Annotated in this window: 17 protein-coding genes; 8 read left to right on the top strand and 9 right to left on the bottom strand. The window is 71.4% G+C overall.

Annotation, left to right across the window (positions count from 1 at the left end; genetic code table 11):
* Positions 1-53 precede the first annotated feature (53 nt).
* From tgt to IE069_RS01945, 3 genes are all read left to right on the top strand, one after another.
* On the top strand, positions 54-1394 hold the full coding sequence (gene tgt / locus IE069_RS01955; RefSeq protein ID WP_189348402.1) for a tRNA guanosine(34) transglycosylase Tgt: 1341 nt from the start codon (positions 54-56) through the stop codon (positions 1392-1394).
* A 151-nt stretch (positions 1395-1545) separates the two neighbouring features.
* Positions 1546-4242 carry a phosphoenolpyruvate carboxylase gene (locus IE069_RS01950; RefSeq protein ID WP_189348401.1) on the top strand — a complete coding sequence of 899 codons (2697 nt, stop codon included), beginning with the start codon at positions 1546-1548 and terminating at the stop codon, positions 4240-4242.
* Positions 4243-4382: 140 nt separating this feature from the next.
* On the top strand, positions 4383-5288 hold the full coding sequence (locus IE069_RS01945) for an aminoglycoside phosphotransferase family protein (RefSeq protein WP_229790883.1): 906 nt from the start codon (positions 4383-4385) through the stop codon (positions 5286-5288).
* A 36-nt stretch (positions 5289-5324) separates the two neighbouring features.
* Here the strand turns inward: IE069_RS01945 and IE069_RS01940 are convergent, their stop codons facing one another.
* Positions 5325-6035, bottom strand: a complete 711-nt coding sequence (locus IE069_RS01940) for a queuosine precursor transporter (RefSeq protein WP_189348400.1) — start codon at positions 6033-6035, stop codon at positions 5325-5327.
* Between the two features lie 179 nt (positions 6036-6214).
* Between IE069_RS01940 and IE069_RS01935 the strand changes: the two genes are divergently transcribed.
* The 4 genes from IE069_RS01935 (at position 6215) to IE069_RS01920 (ending at position 12575) form a co-directional block, all read left to right on the top strand.
* The gene (locus IE069_RS01935; protein WP_308425367.1) at positions 6215-6871 is read left to right on the top strand and encodes a TetR/AcrR family transcriptional regulator; all 657 of its coding nucleotides are present in this window, start codon (positions 6215-6217) and stop codon (positions 6869-6871) included.
* 10 nt (positions 6872-6881) lie between these two features.
* Positions 6882-7697, top strand: coding sequence for a hydroxymethylpyrimidine/phosphomethylpyrimidine kinase (locus IE069_RS01930; protein WP_189348398.1), 816 nt, complete (start codon positions 6882-6884; stop codon positions 7695-7697).
* A gap of 152 nt (positions 7698-7849) precedes the next feature.
* Positions 7850-11137 (top strand): S8 family serine peptidase, encoded by a 3288-nt coding sequence (locus IE069_RS01925; RefSeq protein WP_189348397.1) that lies wholly within the window; start codon positions 7850-7852, stop codon positions 11135-11137.
* Positions 11138-11351: 214 nt separating this feature from the next.
* Complete coding sequence (locus IE069_RS01920) at positions 11352-12575, top strand: glycosyltransferase 87 family protein (RefSeq protein WP_189348396.1); 1224 nt, start codon at positions 11352-11354, stop codon at positions 12573-12575.
* Here the strand turns inward: IE069_RS01920 and IE069_RS01915 are convergent.
* A complete protein-coding gene (locus IE069_RS01915; RefSeq protein ID WP_229790881.1) occupies positions 12565-13908 on the bottom strand; it encodes a Y-family DNA polymerase in 1344 nt (447 codons plus the stop codon). The two genes, IE069_RS01920 and IE069_RS01915, sit on opposite strands and share 11 nt — an antisense overlap.
* Entirely contained in the window at positions 13905-14315 is a 411-nt protein-coding gene (locus tag IE069_RS01910) for a LexA family protein (RefSeq protein ID WP_189348395.1), read from the bottom strand. Before IE069_RS01910 ends, IE069_RS01915 begins: the two co-directional genes overlap by 4 nt.
* A 119-nt stretch (positions 14316-14434) precedes the next feature.
* Between IE069_RS01910 and IE069_RS01905 the strand changes: the two genes are divergently transcribed.
* Positions 14435-15247, top strand: coding sequence for a hypothetical protein (locus IE069_RS01905; protein ID WP_189348394.1), 813 nt, complete (start codon positions 14435-14437; stop codon positions 15245-15247).
* 28 nt (positions 15248-15275) lie between these two features.
* Here the strand turns inward: IE069_RS01905 and IE069_RS01900 are convergent, their stop codons facing one another.
* The 6 genes from IE069_RS01900 to IE069_RS01875 form a co-directional block, all read right to left on the bottom strand.
* Positions 15276-15947 carry a TetR/AcrR family transcriptional regulator gene (locus IE069_RS01900; protein ID WP_189348393.1) on the bottom strand — a complete coding sequence of 224 codons (672 nt, stop codon included), beginning with the start codon at positions 15945-15947 and terminating at the stop codon, positions 15276-15278.
* Between the two features lie 41 nt (positions 15948-15988).
* On the bottom strand, positions 15989-16408 hold the full coding sequence (locus IE069_RS01895) for an acyl-CoA thioesterase (protein ID WP_189348392.1): 420 nt from the start codon (positions 16406-16408) through the stop codon (positions 15989-15991).
* Between the two features lie 142 nt (positions 16409-16550).
* Complete coding sequence (locus IE069_RS01890) at positions 16551-17978, bottom strand: aldehyde dehydrogenase family protein (RefSeq protein WP_189348391.1); 1428 nt, start codon at positions 17976-17978, stop codon at positions 16551-16553.
* Positions 17979-18088: 110 nt separating this feature from the next.
* Complete coding sequence (locus IE069_RS01885; RefSeq protein WP_189348390.1) at positions 18089-19543, bottom strand: APC family permease; 1455 nt, start codon at positions 19541-19543, stop codon at positions 18089-18091.
* A 155-nt stretch (positions 19544-19698) separates the two neighbouring features.
* A complete protein-coding gene (locus tag IE069_RS01880; protein ID WP_189348389.1) occupies positions 19699-20631 on the bottom strand; it encodes an AraC-like ligand-binding domain-containing protein in 933 nt (310 codons plus the stop codon).
* Positions 20632-20759: 128 nt separating this feature from the next.
* Positions 20760-21350 (bottom strand): TetR/AcrR family transcriptional regulator, encoded by a 591-nt coding sequence (locus IE069_RS01875; protein ID WP_189348388.1) that lies wholly within the window; start codon positions 21348-21350, stop codon positions 20760-20762.
* Positions 21351-21525: the final 175 nt, after the last annotated feature.

Genomic DNA, 21525 nt, shown 5'->3' with positions numbered 1-21525 from the left:
CAACTCCGCCTCCCGTCGCACCGGGGCGCCGGCCGTAGGGCAGACTAGTGGGCATGACTTCGCCCGCCCAGCCTGCCGCTCCCGCCCCGCTGCACCCCGCCTCCCCCGGCGCCACCCCGGAGGCGACGCCCGTCAGCGAGGACGTGCCGTCGTCGCACGCCCGGCAGTCCGAGTTCGGGTTCACCGTGGGCTCCCGGCTGGAGGGGGCGCGGGCCCGCACGGGCGTCATCCGCACCCCGCACGGCGAGATCGCCACGCCGGCGTTCATCGCCGTGGGCACCAAGGCCACGGTCAAGGCCGTCACCCCGGAGGCGGTCGCCGGCTTCGGCGCGCAGGCGGTCCTCGCGAACGCCTACCACCTGTACCTGCAGCCCGGCTCGGACGTGCTCGACGCCGCCGGCGGCCTGGGCCGCTTCATGAACTGGTCCGGCCCGACCTTCACCGATTCGGGCGGGTTCCAGGTCATGAGCCTGGGCTCCGGGTTCAAGAAGGTGATCGACATGAAGACGACGACGCCGTCCGGTTCCGACGACGCGGTCGCGCCCGGCAAGGAGCGCCTCGCCAACGTGGACGACGACGGCGTCTGGTTCAAGTCCCACCTGAACGGGGACACGCACCGGTTCACGCCGGAGGTGTCGATGAACGTCCAGCACCAGATCGGCGCGGACATCATGTTCGCGTTCGACGAGCTGACCACGCTGCACAACTCACGCGCCTACCAGGAGGAGTCGCTGGAGCGCACGCGGCTGTGGGCGGAGCGCTGCATCAAGGAGCACTTCCGGCTGACGGACTCCCGGGCCGACAGGGAGTACCAGGCGCTCTTCGGCGTCATCCAGGGCGCCCAGTACGAGGACCTGCGCCGCAAGGCCTGCCGCGACCTGGCCGAAATGCCGTTCGACGGCTTCGGCATCGGCGGGGCCCTCGAGAAGGAGAACCTGGGCACGATCGTCGGGTGGTGCGCCGACGAGCTGCCCGAGGACAAGCCGCGGCACCTGCTGGGCATCTCCGAGCCGGACGACATCTTCACAGCGATCGAGAACGGCGCGGACACGTTCGACTGCGTCTCCCCCACCCGCGTGGCCCGGAACTCGGCCTTCTACACGCCGCACGGCCGCTTCAACCTCTCGGGGCAGCGCTACCGGACGGACTTCACGCCCCTGCAGGCCGGCTGCGACTGCTACACCTGCACCCACTACACGCGCGCCTACATCCACCACCTGCACAAGGCCAAGGAGCTGCTCAGCCACACGCTGATCTCCATCCACAACGAGCGGTTCGTGGTGCGCATGGTCGACGAGGCCCGGGCGGCGATCGAGACGGGCACGTTCTTCGCGCTCAAGGAGCGCGTGATGGGCGAGTACTACGCCGGGAACCCGGACCCGCAGGGCGCCTGACGCCGTCGTGTGTTACACGGGCGCGCACCGGAATCTTGCATATTTCCCCGGCACCCTGTGAACTGCATCATCACACGCGCATTCTTGGTAGCGTGAGTTCCGATTCAGCGTGACGACGGGGTCGCGGAAGTCATCCAGCAAGGAGATTCCCATGCCCCACGCACCTGGCAGCGCCCTGCGCGAGGACCCCGCGCACACCCGCGCCGCCGCCTCCCACGAGATCCCCGACGCGATGCGCCAGGACGTCGGCCTGCTCGGCGGGCTGCTCGGCCGCGTCCTCACCGAGTACGGGTCCGAGGGCCTGCTCGACGACGTCGAGAAGCTGCGCTCCCTGTCCATCGAGGCCGTCGGCGACGGCTCCGGCGCGACCCTCGCCGCGGCGGAGGAGCTCGTCGCCTCGTTCTCCGCCGACCGCGCCAAGGAGGTCGCCCGCGCGTTCACGTGCTACTTCCTGCTTTCCAACCTGGCCGAGGAGCAGCACCGCATCCGCACCCTGCGCGCCCGTGACGGGTCCGTCCCGCTGGGCGAGCAGAAGCCGGCCGACTCGGTCGCCGCCGCGTTCAACCACCTGGCCGGCGAGGTCGGCGAGGAGGAGGCGTCGCGCCGGCTGTCCGAGCTGCGCTTCCACCCGGTGCTGACCGCGCACCCGACCGAGGCCCGCCGCAACGCGATCGCGTCCTCCGTCCGCCGCCTGGGCGACCTGCTGGACGAGCGCGACGACCCGCGCATGGGGGCCGGGACGCTGGCCAAGAACGAGCGCGGCATGCTCGAGGAGATCGACAACATGTGGCGGACCGCGCAGCTGCGCGTCTCCGCCCCCTCGCCCCTGGACGAGGTCCGCACGGCGCTGAGCGTGTTCGACTCCTCGTTCTCCAAGGTGTTCGTGGAGGCCTACCGCCGCATGGACGACTGGCTGCAGGGCGAGGACCGCGGCGCCAAGGCGCCGAAGGCCCCGGCCTTCATCCGCATGGGCTCCTGGATCGGCGGCGACCGCGACGGCAACCCGAACGTGACCGCCTCGGTGACCCGTGCCGCCGTCGGGCAGGCCGCGGACCGCGTCCTGACCGAGCTGGAGACCCGTTCCCGCAGCGTCGGCCTCGCCCTGACGCTCGACGACCGCTTCGCCGCACCGGATGCCGCGCTCGAGGCCCTGTGGTCGCGGCAGCGCCAGCTCTCCGAGGAGCTGACCGAGCAGGCCGCCCGGCACTCGCCGCGCGAGCCGCACCGCCAGGTGCTGCTGGCGATCTCCGGGCGCATCGCCGCGACCCGGACCCGCGACGCCGACCTGGCCTACGGGGAACCGGAGGAGCTGATCGCCGACCTGCGGATCGTGCAGGATTCGCTCGTGGCCGCCGGCGCCAAGCGCGCCGCCTACGGCGACCTGCAGGACCTCATCTGGCAGGTCCAGACGTTCGGCTTCCACCTCGCCGAGCTCGAGGTCCGCCAGCACTCCAAGGTGCACGCGCAGACGCTGAAGTGGCTGGACGAACCGGCGTCCGTCGAGAAGATGGCCGTGCCGGGCGAGGAGGTCATCGAGACGTTCCGCGCGATCGCCTCGGTCCAGCAGCGCTACGGGATGTCGGCCGCGCGCCGCTACATCGTCTCCTTCACGCAGTCCGCGCAGAACCTCGCGGACGTCTACGAGCTCGCCGAGCGCGCGCTCGGCGGGCCGGAGAACGCGCCGGTCATCGACGTCGTCCCCCTGTTCGAAACCTACGAGGACCTGCAGAACGCCCCGCGCATCCTCGCCGAGTCGCTGGAGCACCCGACCGTGCAGCGCCGCCTGGCGGAGACCGGCCGCCGCATGGAGGTCATGCTCGGCTACTCCGACTCGGCGAAGGACGTCGGCCCGGTGGCCGCAACGCTCGCGCTCTACGAGGCCCAGGAGAAGATCTCCGCGTGGGCGCAGGAGAACGACATCCTCCTGACGCAGTTCCACGGCCGCGGCGGCGCCCTGGGCCGCGGCGGCGGGCCCGCCAACCGTGCGATCCTGGCGCAGCCGCCGCACTCGGTGGACCTGCGCTTCAAGGTCACGGAGCAGGGCGAGGTCATCTCCGCCCGCTACGGCAACCCGGAGATCGGGCTGCGGCACATCGAGCAGGTCGCCGCGGCGACGCTCATGGCCTCCGCGCCGTCGGTGGAGCAGCGCAACGCGGCCGCGGCCGAGCGGTTCGCCCCGCTGGCGGAGCAGATGGACGCCGTCTCGCGCGAGCGGTTCGACGGGCTCGTCGGGGCCGACGGGTTCGCCCCGTGGTTCGCGCAGGTCACCCCGCAGGACGAGGTCGGCCTGCTGGCCCTCGGCTCCCGCCCCGCCAAGCGCGGCCTCTCGGTCGAGTCGCTCGAGGACCTGCGCGCCATCCCGTGGAACTTCGCGTGGGGGCAGGCGCGCATCAACCTCACCGGCTGGTACGGCCTCGGCTCGGCGCTGGAGGCCGTGGGCGACCTGGAGACGCTGCGCGCCGCGTACGCCGACTGGCCGCTCTTCCGCGCGCTGATCGACAACATCGAGATGTCGCTGGCCAAGACGGACCGCCGCATCGCCGAGCGCTACCTGGCCCTCGGCGACCGCGACGACCTGGCCGGCCTCGTCCTCGAGGAGCTCGACCTGACCAGCAAGTGGGTCCTGGCCATCACGGGCCAGGAGCGACTGCTCGAGGGCCGCCGCGTCCTCGGCCGCGCGGTCCAGCTGCGCAACCCGTACGTCGACGCCCTGTCGCTGCTGCAGTTGCGCGCCCTGCGTGCGCTGCGTTCCGACGAGGAGCTCGACGACGCGGCCCTCGCCGACCAGCGCAACCTGCTGCTCATCACGCTCAAGGGCGTGGCGGCCGGCCTGCAGAACACCGGATAAGGCTCGCCCACCCCGCACGACGGCGCGGCGCCAGCACACTGTGTGCTGGTGCCGCGCCGTTTCCGTAGTCGCGTGCGGCCACACCGTGAGGCCCGCGCCCGGGGTCGGCCCGCGACGCCGAATGGGCTAGCCTCGACGCCATGGCGATGCATGATGACGAGCTACTTCTGGACGATGCTCTCGCCCGCCGCTTGATCATTGACCAGTTCCCTGCGTGGCGCGAGGAACGCATCCACCGCGTTGGGACCAACGGCACCGTCAACGCCATCTTTAGAATCGGTTCCGGCCTCGCGGCACGCTTTCCGCTCCAGCCGGCCGGAGCCTCGGATCTGGGCGCCAGCTTGGCTCGCGAAGCCGCCGCACTCCGCGAACTTGCCGTTCACTGCCCCGTCGCCTCACCGGCACCCGTTGCCGTGGGCCGGCCCGGTCGCGGCTACCCGCAGCCCTGGTCGGTGCAGACGTGGATCCCCGGGGACGTCGCGACGCCCACCGCCTCTGAGGATTCCGGAACGTTCGCCCGTGACCTCGTTGACCTCATCCGCTCGTTTCGCGCCGCCGATACGAAGGGCCGTCGGTTTGCAGGCACCGGCCGCGGAGGTGAATTGACGGACGCCGATGCGTGGATGGATGTGTGCTTCCGGCGCAGCGGAGGGTTGCTGCCAGTCGATCGGCTTCGCGTGCTCTGGGAGGTGTTTCGGGCCTTGCCGCCTGCCGGACCGGACGTGATGACGCACGGCGATCTCATCCCCGGCAATCTGCTCGTCGCAGAGAACCGGCTCATCGGCGTCCTGGACGGCGGCGGTTTCGCCGCGGCCGATCCGTCCCTCGACCTGGTCGCAGCGTGGCACCATCTCGACGCCGAGCGGCGCGAGATCGTCCGCCAGGAGTTGGGCTGCACCGCGATCGATTGGAGGCGCGGGGCCGCGTGGGCGTTCGTGCAGGCGATGGGCTTGGTCTGGTACTACCGGACGACGAATCCCACGATGAGCAAGCTCGGCCGATCCACGCTGTCGCGCATCCTCGACGACCCGGGCTGCCGCACCTGAAGTCCTGCGACCGCCAGTAGCAGCCGGCGCGGCGACTCAGGCGGCGTAGGTCGGCTCGCGGCGCTTGAACCAGGCGATGACGGCGGTGGTGACGGGCACGAAGAGCACCTCGACCGCCGTCTTGTAGAGGAACCCGACGACCACGTAGTTGGCGAACGTCGGGGCGTCGGAGATGCCGATGACCGGCGCGGCGATCGAGCAGAAGATGAGGGTGTCCGCGAACTCGCCGACGCCGGTGGAGCCGAGCAGCCGCCCGACGAGCGCCTTCTCGCCGAAGCGGGCCTTCATGCGGACGAGCACGTACGAGTTCAGCAGCTGCCCGACCGCGAAGCCGAGCAGCGAGGCGGCGACGATCTGCCACACCGGACCCAGGGTCGCGGCCAGCGCCTCCTGCCCCTCGTACCACTCGGCACCGGGCAGGATGATGATGACCCAGAAGCACAGCGTCGCGAAGACCGAGAGCCCGAACGTCGTGATGATGGCGCGGCGGGCGGCCTTGAACCCGTAGACCTCCGAGACGACGTCGCCGAGGATGTAGGCCAGCGGGAACAGGAAGAACCCGCCGTCGGTGACGATCGGGCCGAACGTCACGCCCTTGGTGGCGCCGATGTTGGAGAGCACCACGACGATCGCCATGAGCGCCAGGACGCTGGAGAAGTAGGGGCTGCCGGTGGCCGCGAAGGCCGCGCTCCTGGCGCGCGCGCCCGTCGTCGGGGCAGAGGTGGGTTCGGGATCAGCTGTAGCCATGGGGTCTCGATTCGTCGAAAAGTGGTTCGCCTGGCCGCCGGAGTCCTCCCGGTCGCGGCCGGCTGTATTAGCACTTGCCCTCCGATTCTCCCACGAGGCGCCCCTCCGCGCCGCCGGCGGGCCGAATGTGCTCAATTTTTTGAACATGTTCAAAAAGAAGTAGACTGGCCTGGTTCCCAGTGATTCCAAGGGGTGAGACCGTGCAGCAGGGACCCAAGTCGGCCCGCACCCGCGCCCGCTTGAAAAGTACAGCCTTCAAGCTTTTTCGTGAAGACGGGTTTTCCAATACCACTTTGCGAGCCATCGCCTCCGAAAGCGGTCTCTCCCTCGGCAGCGCGTACTACTACGTCGAGTCCAAAGACGACCTCGCCCGCGAGCTCTTCGACGAGCTCGTCTCCGAACTCCGCGCCGGCCTCGCCTCCGCGCTGGCCGAGGGGAACACGCTCGAGCACAACCTGCGCACCCTCTGGGACGGCCTGCTCGACGCCGTCGAGCCGTACCCCGACTGCGGCGTCGCCTTCCTGCGCTCCCGCCCCACCCTGCCGCCGGACGGCGGCGCCGCCATCGAGTCCGCGATCGACTCCGCCCGCCCGCAGGCACCGCTCCCGATCCGGCAGGACCTGCCGAAACTGGTCGGTCTGGTCACGCACGCGATCCTCGCGTTCTGGGCGTCCGACACGTCGCCGGGCAAGCGCCGGTCCCGCCTGCTCGTCCGCCGCGCCGCGCCGCTGACCTCGCGGGTCGCGGTCCTCTCCCGCCTGCCCGTGGTCCGCACCCTCCTGGACGAGCTGCTGGGCCTCGTCCGCGCGGTCGCACCCCGGCACGCCGGGTCCTAAAATGGTGGGCATGACTTCCACCGAATACGCACCAGCCCCCGCCATCACGCTCACGATCGCCGGATCCGAGGCGACCGGCGGCGCGGGCGCGCAGGCCGATCTGAAGACGTTCCAGCAGCTCGGCACCTACGGCATCGTGGCGCTGACCTGCATCGTCTCGTTCGACCCGAAGGACAGCTGGAACCACCGGTTCGTGCCGGTGGAGGCGGGTGTCATCGCCGACCAGCTCGAGGCCGCGCAGACCTGCTACGCGGACGCGCTCGACACCGTCAAGCTCGGCATGATGGGCTCGCCGACCACGATCGACACCGTCGCGACCGCCCTCAGGAGCCAGGCGTGGAGGAACGTGGTCCTGGACCCCGTGCTGATCTGCAAGGGCCAGGAGCCGGGCCACGCGCTCGACACCGACCAGGCGCTGACGGCCAACCTGCTGCCCCTGGCGACCTTCGTGACGCCGAACCACTTCGAGGCCGAGCAGCTCTCCGGGATCTCCATCACGGACGAGGCCTCGTTGATCGAGGCCGCCCAGCGGATCCACGAGGCCTCCGGCGCGGCCGTGCTCGCGAAGGGCGGCGTCCGCCTGAGCGGCGCCGACGCGATCGACGTGTTCTACGACGGCGAGACCCTGGAGGTCCTGCGCGAGGAGAAGATCGGCGAGGTCGCCGTCTCCGGCGCGGGCTGCTCCCTCGCCGCCGCCGTCACCGCGGAGCTGGCCAAGGGCGCGACCCCGCTCGAGGCCGCGCGGACGGCGAAGGCGTTCGTCACCCGCGGCATCCGCAACCGCGTCGCCTCGGCCGCCCCGTTCGACGCCCTCTGGCAGGGCTGACGGCGCCCGCGGCCCTCCCCGCACGCGGTGGTGAAGGACAACGCCCCGCCGGAATTATTTAACAACTCCTTGACAAGTCGGCCAGCTCACCTAGGCTGACTCAGTGAGACGCACATCACTCTGCGTCCGGCTACCGAATCCAAGGAGCACCCATGAGCAACTCGCATCGATACCGGCTGTCCCGGGCCGTCGTCGCGACGTCCGCCGGTCTGGCCCTCGCCGCGACCGCGGCGCTGCCGGCGGCGGCGACGACGTCGTCCGAACCGCTGGCGGAGGCCTTCAGCGGCACCTCGCTGTCGGGCACGGACCTGAAGGTCTCGCCGTCGCTGGCGTCGGCCGACGGAGAGGTCTCCGTCTACGTGCAGTTCGCGGGCGACGGCGCCTACGAGCAGACCCAGCCCGAGTCCGTGACCAAGGGCAACGGCAAGCCCGTCAAGGCGAAGGACAAGGTCAAGAAGGTCCGCAAGGACATCGAGGCCAAGGGCCGGTCCGCGGCCGCGCAGGCCGCCGCCGACGTCATCTACACGACGACGAACACGCTGCCCGGCGTGGCCCTGCGCGGCAATGCGAAGAAGCTCCGCACGCTCGCCGACCGCGACGACGTCGTCAAGGTCAGCGCCATCTCCCCGAAGAAGCCGTCGAACTCGGGCGCCGTCGTCGACACGCGCGCGCTCAACGCCTGGCAGGACCTCGGCCAGACGGGCGAGGGCGTGAAGATCGCCGTCCTCGACACCGGCGTCGACTACACCCACGCGGGCTTCGGCGGTCCCGGCACGCGCGAGGCCTACGACGCCGCCCAGGCCTCCACCGAGCTGCCCGCGGCCGACTCCGGCCTGCTCGATGCCGAGAAGTTCATCGGCGGCTGGGACCTCACCGGCGACGACTACAACGCCGACCCGAGCGCCGACACCTACCAGCCGGTCCCGAACCCGGACCCCAACCCGCTCGACTGCGCCACGGCCGGCCACGGCTCGCACGTCGCGGGCTCCGCCGCCGCGTACGGCGTGAACGCGGACGGCAGCACGTTCGACGGCGACTACTCGTCGCTGACCGCGGCGCAGGTCGCCGAGATGAAGGTCGGTCCGGGCTCGGCGCCGCTGGCGGAGGTCATCGGCATCCGCGTCTTCGGCTGCGCCGGCTCCTCCGCCGTCGTCGGCCAGGCCCTGGACTACGTGCTCGACCCCAACGGCGACGGCGACTTCTCCGACCGCGCCGACGTGGTCAACATGTCGCTCGGCTCCGACCACTCCCCCGTCGACGACCCGGAGAACGACATCGTCGACTCGCTCAGCGAGCTCGGCATCCTCTCCGTGGTCGCCTCCGGCAACGCCTCCGACGTGACCAACGTGGGCGGCTCGCCGGGCAACGCGGCGTCCGCGCTGACGGTCGCCAACTCCGTGGGCTCGACCGTCACCCTCGACGGCGCCGAGATCCTCGCCCCGGCCGCATCGGCGGGCCGCGCGGCCGGACAGTACTCGGTCAACTTCGACTACTCCGCGGCCTCCGCCGAGCAGCTGACGGGCACCGTCACGATGGCCCCGGCCGACAACAGGTTCGGCTGCGACGCGTGGCCGGACGGCACGGACCTCGGCGGCAGCTGGGTCTGGATCCAGTGGGAGGAGGACGGCTCCTTCCCGTGCGGCTCGGCCACCCGCTTCGACAACATCGAGGCGGCCGGCGGCGCCGGCGTCGTCCTCGACTCCCCGCGGCTGGTCTTCTCCTCGGGCATTGCCGGGAACGCGACGATCCCGGGCATCCAGCTCAACAAGACCCACTCCGATGCCCTGCGGGCCGACGCAGAGGCCGGGACCCTCGAGGTCCAGCTGTCCCAGGATCTGATCGGCTCCACCAAGGCCGCCTCCGGCGCACTCGATACGCTCAACCCCAGCTCGTCCCGCGGGGTGCACGGATCGGACGGCATCGTGAAGCCGGACGTCGCCGCGCCGGGCACGCTGATCGGCTCGGTCGGCGTCGCCGCGGGCGACGGCGCGGCCGTCATGTCGGGCACGTCGATGGCGACCCCGCACGTCGCGGGCCTGGCCGCCCTGGTCTACGGCTCGGGCGACTTCACGTCCAACGAGGTGAAGTCCCGCCTGATGAACACCGCAACGGCGGACGTCATCGCCGGCAACGGCGAGGTCTTCGGCCCCAACCGGGTCGGCTCCGGCCGGGTCCTCGGCGACGCCGCCCTCCAGACCCCGGCCATCGCCTACGCCACCGAGGCCCCCGAGGCGACCAGCCTGGTCTTCGGCGTGATCGAGCTGGGCACGGAGACCTACACGGCCACGAAGTCGGTCACGGTCGAGAACCAGTCCGACGCCGACGCCACCTACGCAGTCTCCTACGCGCCGTCGTCGGAGATCCCCGGCGCGACCTACACGCTGAGCACGGACGAGGTCTCGGTCCCGGCCGGCGGCACCGCCGAGTTCGAGGTCACGCTGACCGTCGATCCGGCCCAGTTCGCGAAGACCATGGACCCGACGCTCGACTCGGCCCAGTCCGGTCTGGCGCGGCAGTGGATCGCCGACGCGACCGGCCGCATCGAGCTGGCGAGCCCCGAGGCCCCGACCCTGCGCGTGCCCGTCCAGGCCGCGCCGAAGCCGGTGGCCGACATGGCCGCGGGCAAGAAGGCCAAGGTGCGCGACGGCGAGACGACGATCCCGCTCAGCGGGCGCGGCGTGGACGCCGGCGAGGGCGCGCAGAACATCACTTCGCTGGTCTCGGCCTTCGAGCTCGGCGCCACCTCGGACGTCCTCGCCGACACGACGGCGGCCGGCGTCGCCGAGATGGATCTCGCCTACGTCGGCGCCAACTCCGATGCCGCCGCCGTCGGCGCCGCCGACGGGCTGCTGAACTTCGGCATCGCGACCCACGAGGACTGGGCGCACCTGGCCGGGGGCACGGAGATCGAGGTCCAGATCGACGTCGACAACGACGGCGCCGCCGACTTCGCGACCTACACGACCCGGTTCGACGGCGTCGACCTGGACATCGCCTCGACCGTGGACGTGTCCACGGGCGAGAGCGTGGACGCCTGGGCCGTGAACGTGGTCATGGGCGACACGGACTCCAACCTGTTCGACTCGAACGTCGCCACGCTGCCGGTCTCGCTGGCGGCACTCGGCATCGAGGGCGACGCGGAGATCTCCTACCGCGTCGCGACGTACAGCTACTACAACACGGACGACTCCGGGAACATCATCCCCGTCGACACCACCGAGTGGATCGGCTACAACCCCGTGAACCCGGACGTCTCGTTCGCCGGCGAGGGCGACGGACTGCTCTTCGCCGACCTTCCGGGCACGGCCCTCCAGGCCGAGGTGGCCACCGAGGGCGCCGGCAAGAAGGGCAGCGGCAAGCAGAAGCCCAGCGGTTCGGCGCTGCTGCTGCACCACCACAACGCGTCGGGCGACCGCGCCGAGGTGGTCGAGTTCAAGTAGTCCGCACCGCGTGAGCAGCGCCGGCCGGGTCCCTTCGGGGGCCCGGCCGGCGCTGTTTCCGGCTGCGCCCCCGTCGCCTGACAATTAGGAGCCCGAGTAGTCGATCGCCCCCGACGTCGCATAGTGTCGTTGGGCGGACGATCGTACAGCAGGGGGGATCTTGATGGGCCGGATGGTCGCGTGGTTTCGAACGGCAGCCGGCCCGTGGACGGCGGTGGGGCTTGCTGCGGCCGTCGCGGCGCTGTTGATGATCACCCCCGTGCACGGGTTGGACTTCACGGTCTACCGCGAGGGCGCCTCCGTGCTGTTCGCCGCGGACGGCGAGCGCTCCCTGTACGACCCGGTGCCGCACGACGTCGGCACGCGCGGCCTCCCGTTCACGTATCCCCCGTTCGCGGCACTCGTCTTCCTGCCCTTCGCATACCTGCCGATTCCCCTGGGGCTCGGGCTGCTCACGGCGACGTCGATTCTCTGCCTGCTGGGAACGGCCGTGGTCGCGGTCGACTACCTGGCCCGGTCCGGCGTCCTCGGGCGCGGCGCGGCGGGGCACGGCGCCGCGCTGGTCCTGGCGACCGTGCTCATCGGGTTCTCCGCGCCGTGGCGGGACAGCCTGGACTTCGGCCAGGTCAACGCCATGATCATGGCCCTGGTGGTCGCCGACCTGATGCGGCCGGCGGGCCGGATCCCGCGCGGCATCCTCATCGGGATCGCGGCCGGCATCAAGCTCACGCCCCTGGCCTTCGGCCTGATCTTCCTGGCCCGGCGCGACTGGCGCGCCATCCTCGCGACCGGGGCGGGCTTCGCCGGAACCGCCGCCCTCGGCTGGACCGTCGCCGCCGAGGAATCCCGAACGTTCTGGTCGGGCCTGCTCGGCGCCTCCGAGCGCGTCGGCGATCCGTCGATCATGTACAACATGTCCCTGAACAGCTTGACCATGCATCTCGGCCTTGAAGGCGCTGATCAGCGCGCGGCCTGGGCGCTGGCCTGCCTGGCCGTGATCGGCGTCGGGTACCTCGCCATCCGGGCCGCCGACGGCCGCGGCGACACAGTGGCTGCCATCGCGGCCAACGGGATCGTGATGGTCGCGATCTCGCCGGTCTCGTGGTTCCACCACTGGGTGTGGGCGGCGCTCATCATCCCGGTCGCGTGGGTCGCGGCCCGCCGCTGCCATGGAGCGCGCCGGTTCCGGGTCGGCCTGCTCGCCGCGGCCCTGTATCCGGCGTTCCTGCTCTCCTCGTTCGCCCTGACCATCCTGCTCACCGGGGAGATCCGGGGGCACGGCCCGGTGGCCTGGGAACTGCTCTCGAGCCTGGGCCTGCTCCTGTCGCTCATCGTCTTGGGCGTGCTGGCCTTCGGCGAACGCGGAACATCGCCGGCGGCTGCTGGTCTCGAGCCCGTCGACCGGCAGGCGGCGCCCTCCGGCTCCGTCAGGCGCTGACGACCGGCAGGTCCTTCCACTCGGTCGTGTACTTCGGCGACGAGTACTGCCGCTTCATGGACCACTCGGCCGGGGCCTGCACCCCGCCGGAGCCCAGCCCGATCGCGCCCTTGCCGAACCGCGTCTTCACCTCGCCCAGCAGCGATCCGAGGTTCGCCGCCGGCCCGGCCCCGCGCCCGTCCGCCGGGCCGCCGTCGTCGTGCTGGGCCGCGAACAGGTCGAGCTCGCCCTGGCGGGCCGCGCCCGCCCGGGTGAGCCCGGAGAGCACGACGCCGGCGCGCGCGTACCGCGCGCCCGGCACCAGGCGCGCCTCGAGCGCGGCGACGGCGGTGCGGACGATCGCGATGGGGTCGTCGGTGGGCGCCGGCAGCGGGACGGAGACGGACGGGTTGGAGGCCTCGCCGGCGGCGAAGCGGCTGGTGCCGGCGAACGCGGTGACGACCTCGGCCTGCAGCCCGCGGGCGCTCAGGCGCGAGGCGGCCGACTGGGCGTAGACCGTCATGACGTCGGCCATCGCGGCCGCGGTGTCGACGGGCGTGGAGAACGAGCGGGAGAACATGATCTGGTGGGCGTCGGCGCGCTCGTCGATCGGCGGGATGCAGGCGGTGCCGCGCAGCTCGAGGACCGTGCGCTGCAGGTTCACCGAGAACTTCTTGCGGATGCGCGCCGGGTCGGCGGCGGCGAGGTCGGCGATGGTCTGGATCCCCTGCCCCGCGAGCTTGTCGCCGGTGCGCGCGCCGACGCCCCAGAGCTCCGTGGCCGGCAGACGCGCGGCGAGGCGCTCGAGCTCCGCGGGCGGCATGGAACCCAGCGAGCAGACGCCGGCGAGGTGGTCGTTGCGCTTGGCGATGTGGTTCGCGAACTTCGCCAGCGTCTTGGACGGCGCCACGCCGACGCAGACCGGCACGCCCACGAGCCGGCGCACGGCCGCGCGAACGGCGCGGGCCGTCCCGGCGAGCGCTGCCTCGTCGGCGGCGGGCAGGCCCAGGAACGACTCGTCGATCGAGTAGACCTCCTGCCACGCCCCGAACCGGCCGATCACCTCCATCACCCGCGCGGACATGTCCCCGTAGAGCTCGTAGTTGCTGGACCGGGCCACCAGGTTCATCCGCTCGGCCTGCGGGGCGAGCTGGAACCACGGCGTGCCCGTCTTGATGCCGAGCTCCTTGGCCTCGGAGCTGCGCGCGACGACGCAGCCGTCGTTGTTGGAGAGCACGACGACGGGGCGGTCCGCCAGCCGCGGATCGAACACGCGCTCGCACGAGACGTAGAAGTTGTTGACGTCGACCAGCGCGAACCGGTGCCCTGTCGCCGCCTCGGTTCCGATGCTCACAGCCGGTGCAGGCTTCTGGTGGCCACGCCCCACACGTCCAGCTCGCCGTCGATGCGGGTGCGGACCGGCGGGTTCGGCGGCAGCGGCTCGGTCTGCAGGACGGGGCCGGCCTCCTCGAGCCGGAGCCGGCGGACCATCAGCTCGCCGTCGAGGACGGCGACCACGACGTTGCCGTCGCGCGGCGTGCGCGCCCGCTCGACGATGAGCTCGTCCCCGTCGGCCGCGCCGGCGCCGGCCATCGAGTGGCCGGACACGCGCATCACGAAGGTGCTGGTCCGGTCCGGGATGAGATGCCGGTTGAGGTCGATGCCGCCGTCGTAGTAGTCGCCGGCGGGCGACGCGAACCCGGTGGCCGGGCGCGGGCGGACGACCCCGGACGTCTCCGCGCCGTCGGTCGAGTCAGCCATCAGCCCACCTCCCGGATCCGAACATACTTTCGAGGCAAGTCTAGCCCCCACCGGATGCCCGGCGGCGACTCGGGGGATAAAATGTGAGGACTCGTCGACACCCCGTCAGGAGGGCGCACGTGAACGACACGACGCCGGACCCCGAGCAGAACAGCCCGCACGCTCCCCGGAACCCCTACGGCCCGTCCGCTCCGCGCCCCGAGCAGCCGCATCCTGACTACACGTACCCGGGCCCCGGGCAGCCGGTGCCCGGCGGGTCGACGTGGCCGCCTCCCGGCGCACCGCTCCCGGGGCCGCCGAGGGCGGCCGGCCTGACCATCGCGGCGCTGGTCCTGGGCATCGCGGCGGTGTGCCTGGCCCTCGTCCCGTTCGTCCACTTCGCGGCGTTCCCCGTCGCGCTGGCGGCGGTCGTGGTCGCCGGAATCGCGATGGCCCGGAAGCTCCACAGCAGGGCCCTCGCCATCGCGGGCCTCGCGACGGGCATCGCGGCCCTGCTCTTCGCCGCGCTGTGGACCCTCGCGTTCGCGGCCGCGTTCTCCGCGTTCGAGGAGTTCGACGACGACTTCGGCGCACCGGACCGGTGGAACGGGCAGGGCGCGCCGGAGACCTACACCTTCGAAGCCTTCGCCGAGGTCCAGGCCGAGGTCGAGCTCTACACCGGCCTGGACGGGGACGCCTACCGGACGGAGGAGATCGAGGCGGGCGAGACCTTCTCGGTGAGCGTCCGAGCCGACGACCATGCCGGGAGCATCACCGTGACCCCCGACGGCGGCGACGAAGGGGTGATCTCCTGCCGCATCCTCGACTCAGACGGCCGCGTGGTCTCCGAGGACAAGACGGATGCCTCCATGCTCTGGGCCGTCTGCTGGCCCGCCGAGGCAGAAGACCACGTCGACATCCACACCGACGAGAACAGGCGGCTCGACGCCTGACGCGACGTCCGCGGAGCCGGCCGTCCGGCTACCGCCCGCCGGGCGCCTTCAGTGCGGCGAGGCGCGCCTCGACCCTGCTCACCAGCGCTTCGGCGGCGTCGTCGACCATCCGCTCGGAGTCGACGTCCTCGTCGCCGTAGGCCATCAGGAAGACCCCGTCCATCATGGCGACGCCGAACCGGGCGGTCTCCTCCGCGACGCGTTCGGCCGCGTCCGCACCCTCGCTCGCGTAGGCGTACGCGATCCACGCCTTCATGTAGGCGATGCTCTTGCGCAGCCCGGCGTCGGCGATGCCGGAGAATTTCGCGGCGAGGGGGCCGCTGCGGCCCAGCCGGAAGCGCAGCTGCAGCTGCAGGAACTGGCCGTTGCGAGATTCCTCCAACAGCCAGGCGCCGGTCGAGCGGACGAAGCAGCGCAGCTTCTCGGCGGGCGCCTCGTCCTCGTCGCCGGGATCCGGGAAGGAGGAGAAGAAGTCGTCCGCGCCCCGCTCCATGACGGCCGCCAGCACGCCCTCCTTGGAGCCGAAGTGCCAGTAGATCGAGCTGGACGGCAGTCCGGTCTCGCGGCTCAGGGCGGACATCGACGTGCCGTCGTAGCCCCGCTCCGACATGAGCCGCGATGCGACGTCCAGGATGTTCTGCCGTGAGACCTCGCCCAGCTCGCGGCGTCGGGCATGCATCGGCAGCGGGGGTTTCTCCATGGCTAAAGAATACATCTCTTTCAGATCCGGCTGCCGATGGCCTAACCCCGGCGTTCGCGCGGTTCCACCTCGTGCTCGGAGAGTGTCCCGCGCTCCGTCGCGGTCAGTTCACGCGCGGTCACGCGGTCCTCCGCCAGTGGCACGACGACGGTGCTGCCGTCGAACACCGTCGTGCCGCCCTGCACCCCGACGTGGCGGATCGTGAACGACTTCGCGCCGATGCGCTCGACGCCGACGCGCACCACCATCTCGGGCACGTACTCGCCCTGGGCCAGGTAGTCGACGGTGAGCGAGGCGACGACGGCGCCCCCTCCGCCGCGGAACGTGTCCAGTCCCGACAGGCGCCGCATCCAGCGCACCCGCGACTCCTCCATGAGGGTGACGATGCGGGCGTTGTTGAGGTGCCCGTTGGCGTCCTGGTCGGACCAGCGCAGGGCGAGGGGGACGTCGGTGAAGGCCATGGCGGCATCCTATGCGGTTCCAGGGCCGCGTTGCCTTCGATTCGGGCGACGCGCGGCGAGTTGTCCCGCCAGAAACGAAGGCGGCCCGCGGCGTGGATGCCGCGGGCCGCCCGATCGGCCCCGTGCGGGCCGGTGCCTGACGTCAGTAGTTGATGACCTGCGGCGCGCCGAGGTGCTTCAGGCCCTCGACGCCGAACTCGAGACCGAAGCCGGACTGCTTCATCCCGCCGAACGGCATGCGCGGGTCCACGGCCCCGTGCTTGTTGATCCAGACCGTGCCGGCCTGGACGCGGGCGGCCACCTCGACGGCGCGGTCGCGGTCGGCGCTCCACACGGAACCGCCGAGCCCGACGTCGAGGCCGTTCGCCTGCTCGATCACGGCGTCCAGGTCCGAGTACTTGACGATCGGCAGCGCCGGGCCGAACTGCTCCTCGGCGACCAGCGGGTTGTCGTTGTCGATGTCCGCCACGAGGGTCGTCGGGTAGAAGTAGCCGGGCGCCGATTCGTCGGGATCGCCGCCGATCAGCACGCGGGCGCCGGAGTCCTTCGCGTTCTGGACCAGACCCGCGACGATGTCGTACTGGCTCTTGTTCTGCAGCGGGCCCAGCACGTTGTTCTCGTCGAGGCCCACGCCCATGGGCACGTTGCGGGCCACCTCGGTGAGCGCCGCGCAGACGTCGTCGTACACGTCCTCGTGGACGTAGAGGCGCTTGAGCGCCGCGCAGGTCTGGCCGGTGTTGATGAACGCGCCCCAGAACAGGTCCTCGGCGATCGCCTGCGCGTCGACGTCGGGCAGGACGATGCCGGCGTCGTTGCCGCCGAGCTCCATGGTCAGGCGCTTGACGGTACCCGCGGAGGACTCGATGATCGCCTTGCCCGTCGCGGTGGAGCCGGTGAACATGATCTTGCCGATGTCGGCGTGGCTCGTCAGCGCGGCGCCGACCTCCCGCCCGCCGGCGACAACGTGCAGCAGATCCGCCGGGAGCGCCGTGTTCATGACGTGCGCCAGCGCGAGGACGGACAGGGGCGTGTATTCGCTGGGCTTGAGGACGATCGTGTTGCCCATGCGCAGCGCGGGGGCGATCTGCCAGACGGAGATCATCATGGGCCAGTTCCACGGTCCCACCGCGCCGACGACCCCGATGGGGCGGTAGTGCAGCTCGGCGCGGCCGGAATCGTCGTCGAACAGGACCTCGGGCTCGAGTTCGAAGGCCGCGGTGGCCCGCAGCCAGGCGACGCAGGCCCCTACCTCGAAGCGGGCGTTCGGGCCGTTGAGCGGCTTGCCCTGCTCGCGGGAGAGCAGCTCGGCGAGCGCCTCGGCGTTGGCCTCGATGGCGTCCGCGGCGGCATTCATGGCCGCGCTGCGCTCGGCGTGGCCGCGGGCGCCCCACGCCGGCTGGGCGGCGCGCGCGGCGGCGATCGCCGCCTCCAGGTCCGCGGCAGTGGCCTCCGGGGCGCGTCCGACGACGGCCCCGGTGGCCGGGTCGAGGATCTCGCGGCCGCCGGTGGCCGGCTGGACGGCATCCAGCAGGTCGGCGGCCGTGGCGAACGTTGCGGTCTCTGCGGTCATGACAACTCCTTGGTCGGGTGTGGCGTGCACTGCATTCATCGTGTCGAAGTTCGGCGGGGATTGCTTGTCGTGGAGCGCCCGGATGTTGCCTCTGGACGCGTGCGGCGCGGTCAGTCGACGGGCGCCCCCGCGCCGATGCCGGCGTAGACGTCGGGCCGGCGGGCGCGCAGGCTCCGGCCCCAGAGGGAGGCGGCGATGCCGGGCACGATCACGACGGCCGGCAGCAGCCAGGCGAGGACCCCGGCCTCCTCGAGGCCGATCAGCACGCCGAAGTTGGCGATGATCAGGCCGAAGAGGACCAGCAGGGCGCCGCCGGCCAGCAGCGGGGCGATCGAGGCGACCCAGGCGTTCTCGGTGTGCTCCCGGCGGCGGAAGAACCCGAACACGGCGAAGGAGGTCAGCAGCATGAGCAGCACGAGCCCGAACGCGCCGGTGTTCGTCAGCCACGTGAACAGGGTCAGGACCGGGAAGAGCTCCCCGGTCGCGTGGCCAGCGCCGGCGATCGCGAAGATCACGAGCACCACCAGGGCGAACACCGACTGGACGAGCGAGCCGGCCACGGGCGCCTGCGCGCGGTTGGTCGCGGCGAGGGCGCGCGGCAGGGCGCCCTCGCGCCCCATCGCGAAGATGTAGCGGGCGATCACGTTGTGGAAGGCGATGAGCGCGGCGAGCACGCTGGTGATGAAGAGCAGGTTGCCGAGGACGATGAACCAGCCGGCGACGCGCCCCTCGAGGAAGACGAACATCAGGTCCGGGCCGAATTCCACGGAGCGGGCCACGACCTGCGAGTCGCCCTCGCCCACGGCCATGGCCCAGGCGGAGAACGCGTAGAAGAGGGAGATGATCACGATCGCGATGAGGGTGGCGCGGCGGGCCGTGTTCTTCGGGTCCTTGACCTCCTCGTTGTAGATCGCGCCCGACTCGAAGCCCATGAAGGCGGCGATGCTGAAGACGAGGGCGGCGCCCACGCCGGCGGCGAAGAGGGAGCCCGGCTCGAGGGAGCCGAAGGTGACGCCCTCCGGTGCGGCTCCCACGGCGACGACGTCGTACACGATGACGACGAGGAACTCGAGGGCGACGATGATGCCGAGCACCTTGGCCGACAGGTCGACCTTGTTGATGCCGAGCAGGCCGACGACGACCCAGCCGGCGAGGGCGGTCGCCCACCACGGGATGGCCACGCCGAGGCTTGCGGCGGCGAAGGACGAGAGCACGAACCCGAACATCCCGTAGATGCCGATCTGGAGGGCGTTGTAGGCGATCAGAGCGACCCAGGCGGCGCCGATGCCGGCCCAGGCGCCGAGCCCCTGCGCGATGTACGCGTAGAACGCGCCGGCATTGTGGATGTGGCGGCTCATGGCCGTGTACCCGACGGCGAAGACGAGCAGCACGACGCCGAGGACCACGAACGAGAGCGGGATCCCGAGCAGGCCCGTGACCGCGTAGTTGCTGGTCACACCGCCGCCGACGACGGTCAGCGGCGCCGACGCCGCGATGATCATGCAGACGAGCGCGGGGATGCCGATCCGGCGCCTGCCGAGCGCGCCGTTCGTCTTGGTGTCCATGATGGCCTCCTTGCACCGGGCGGACGATCCCCCCGACACCTCCATGGTGACTCACTTCACTTTTTATTCTCTAGCCGTAGAGCGAACGAGAGTTGCCGATGCGTGCAGACCCGGCCGGGACGGACGCGCCGCCGACCCACCCCCGGCGCGTCCGATCAGCCGCCGGACCTGCGGTACTGCGCCGGCGAGCAGCCGTAGGCCGCCCGGAAGGCCCGGCTGAAATGCGCGGCGTCGGGCAGCCCCCAGCGGGCGCCGATCGCCCCGACCGGCACGTGGGCCTGCAGCGGGTCGCCCAGGTCGCGGCGGCAGTTCTCGAGCCTGCGCTCGCGGATCCAGCCGGCCACCGTGTGCCCCGAGTCGGAGAAGAGCTTGTGGAGGCTGCGCGTCGACATGAAGTGCGCGGCGGCGATGCGCCCGGGCGCGAGTGTCGAGTCCGCGAGCTGCCCGTCGATGAAGTGCTGGATGCGGCGCAGCTGCCGCGCGCGGTCCAGATTGTCGGCCGGCCCGCGCCGGCCGATCTCGTCCGCGAGCAGCGTCGCCAGCAGGTCGACGGTGTTCATCGCCAGCCGGTGGCCGATGGGGCCGTCGATGGTCGGCAGCAGGTCGGCGATCTCGCGCAGGAAGGGCAGGACCGCCCGCCCGATCCGCTGGTCCTCGCCCATGCGCACCGCCGTCAGCTCGGACACGTCCTCGGGCGAGAGACCCAGCATGTGCTGCGGGAACATGAGAACGAGCGTCGAGAAGTCCTCGTCGAAGCCGAGCGTGTAGGGACGCTGGGTGTCGTAGATCGCCAGGTCGCCCGGGCGCAGCAGCGTCTCGCGGCCGTCTTGCGCTAGGAGCCCGTGCCCGGACATCTGGACGCCGAGCTTGTAGAACGCCCCGTCCGTCTTCGCGATGAGACTCTCCGTGCGGACGACCTCGTGGGCGGACGCGGAGACCCGCATGAGCCCGACGTCGTACACGGTGCCGCCGCCGACCTGACCGGAGAAGGGGCCGGTCGTCACGGCCTTCGCGTCGAGCGGGACGAACGAGTTGGAGACGACCTGCTTCCAGGCGGCGAAGTCGTCGGCATACTGGACTTGATACATGACTCTTCCTCAGGCGGCGGGCGCGTCGGGTGACGTGGTTCACGCACCCCGGCCGATGGCCCCAATGTAGGCCGACCGGCCGGCAATGTCACGTCGCCGCCCCTCCGGCGCCCGGCGGCGAGCCGCCCTCAGGGCCGGAGGCCGCGCAGCTGCACCTCGAGCTGCGCCTGCAGCTGACGTGGGCCGTTGTACTCCGCGTCGAGAACGCCCGTGCCCTGGGCGCCGAGCAGGAAATTGAGGAAGGATTCCGCTGCCGCCGTCAGGTCCAGATCCGGCCGGATGTCGCCGTCGTCGCATCCCTCCGCCAGCCAGGTCCGCATCGACGAGCGCCAGGACAGCATGGCCCGGTCGTTGACGCGGGCCTGCGCGGGGTCGTGGATCGCGAGCTGCCAGAACGGCAGGACCACGCGCGCCTCGTCGAGCCGGGCGGCGTCGAGCGGAAGCACTTCGAGCGCGAAGGCCCGCAGGGCGGCGGCCCCCCGTTTCCCGGCCGTCTCGCGCTCCACGCGGCGGCCCGTCTGCTCGAAGACGTACGTGAACGCCGCCTGGGACAGCGCGGCCTTCGTCGGGAAGTACGGCTTGAGCGCGCCGTTGGCGAAGCCGATCTCAGCAGCGACGTCCCGCAGCGTCAGGCTCTCGAGCCCGCTCCTGGCGACGACGCGGCAGGCGGCCCGGGCGATCTGCTCGCGGCGGGCGTCGTGATCGACGATCTTCGGCATGACGCCATCCTATCGACTGGCGGGCGGCGGGCCGCGGGACGGGCGACGGGCGACGACGGGCCGCCGGCAATTTCTCGGCCCCACCCCTTGTGGTCCGGTTCACGTTCAGCTTATTCTCTACGTTAAGAGAAAATAAAGTGGGTCGCATCACATCGCACCCCGCCTGCTACGAACA

It is taken from the genome of Zhihengliuella salsuginis, from assembly GCF_014651715.1.
Taxonomy (GTDB): Bacteria; Actinomycetota; Actinomycetes; order Actinomycetales; family Micrococcaceae; genus Zhihengliuella; species Zhihengliuella salsuginis.
Note: the sequence above shows the minus strand (reverse complement) of the source record. Positions and strands in the feature narration are given on the sequence as shown.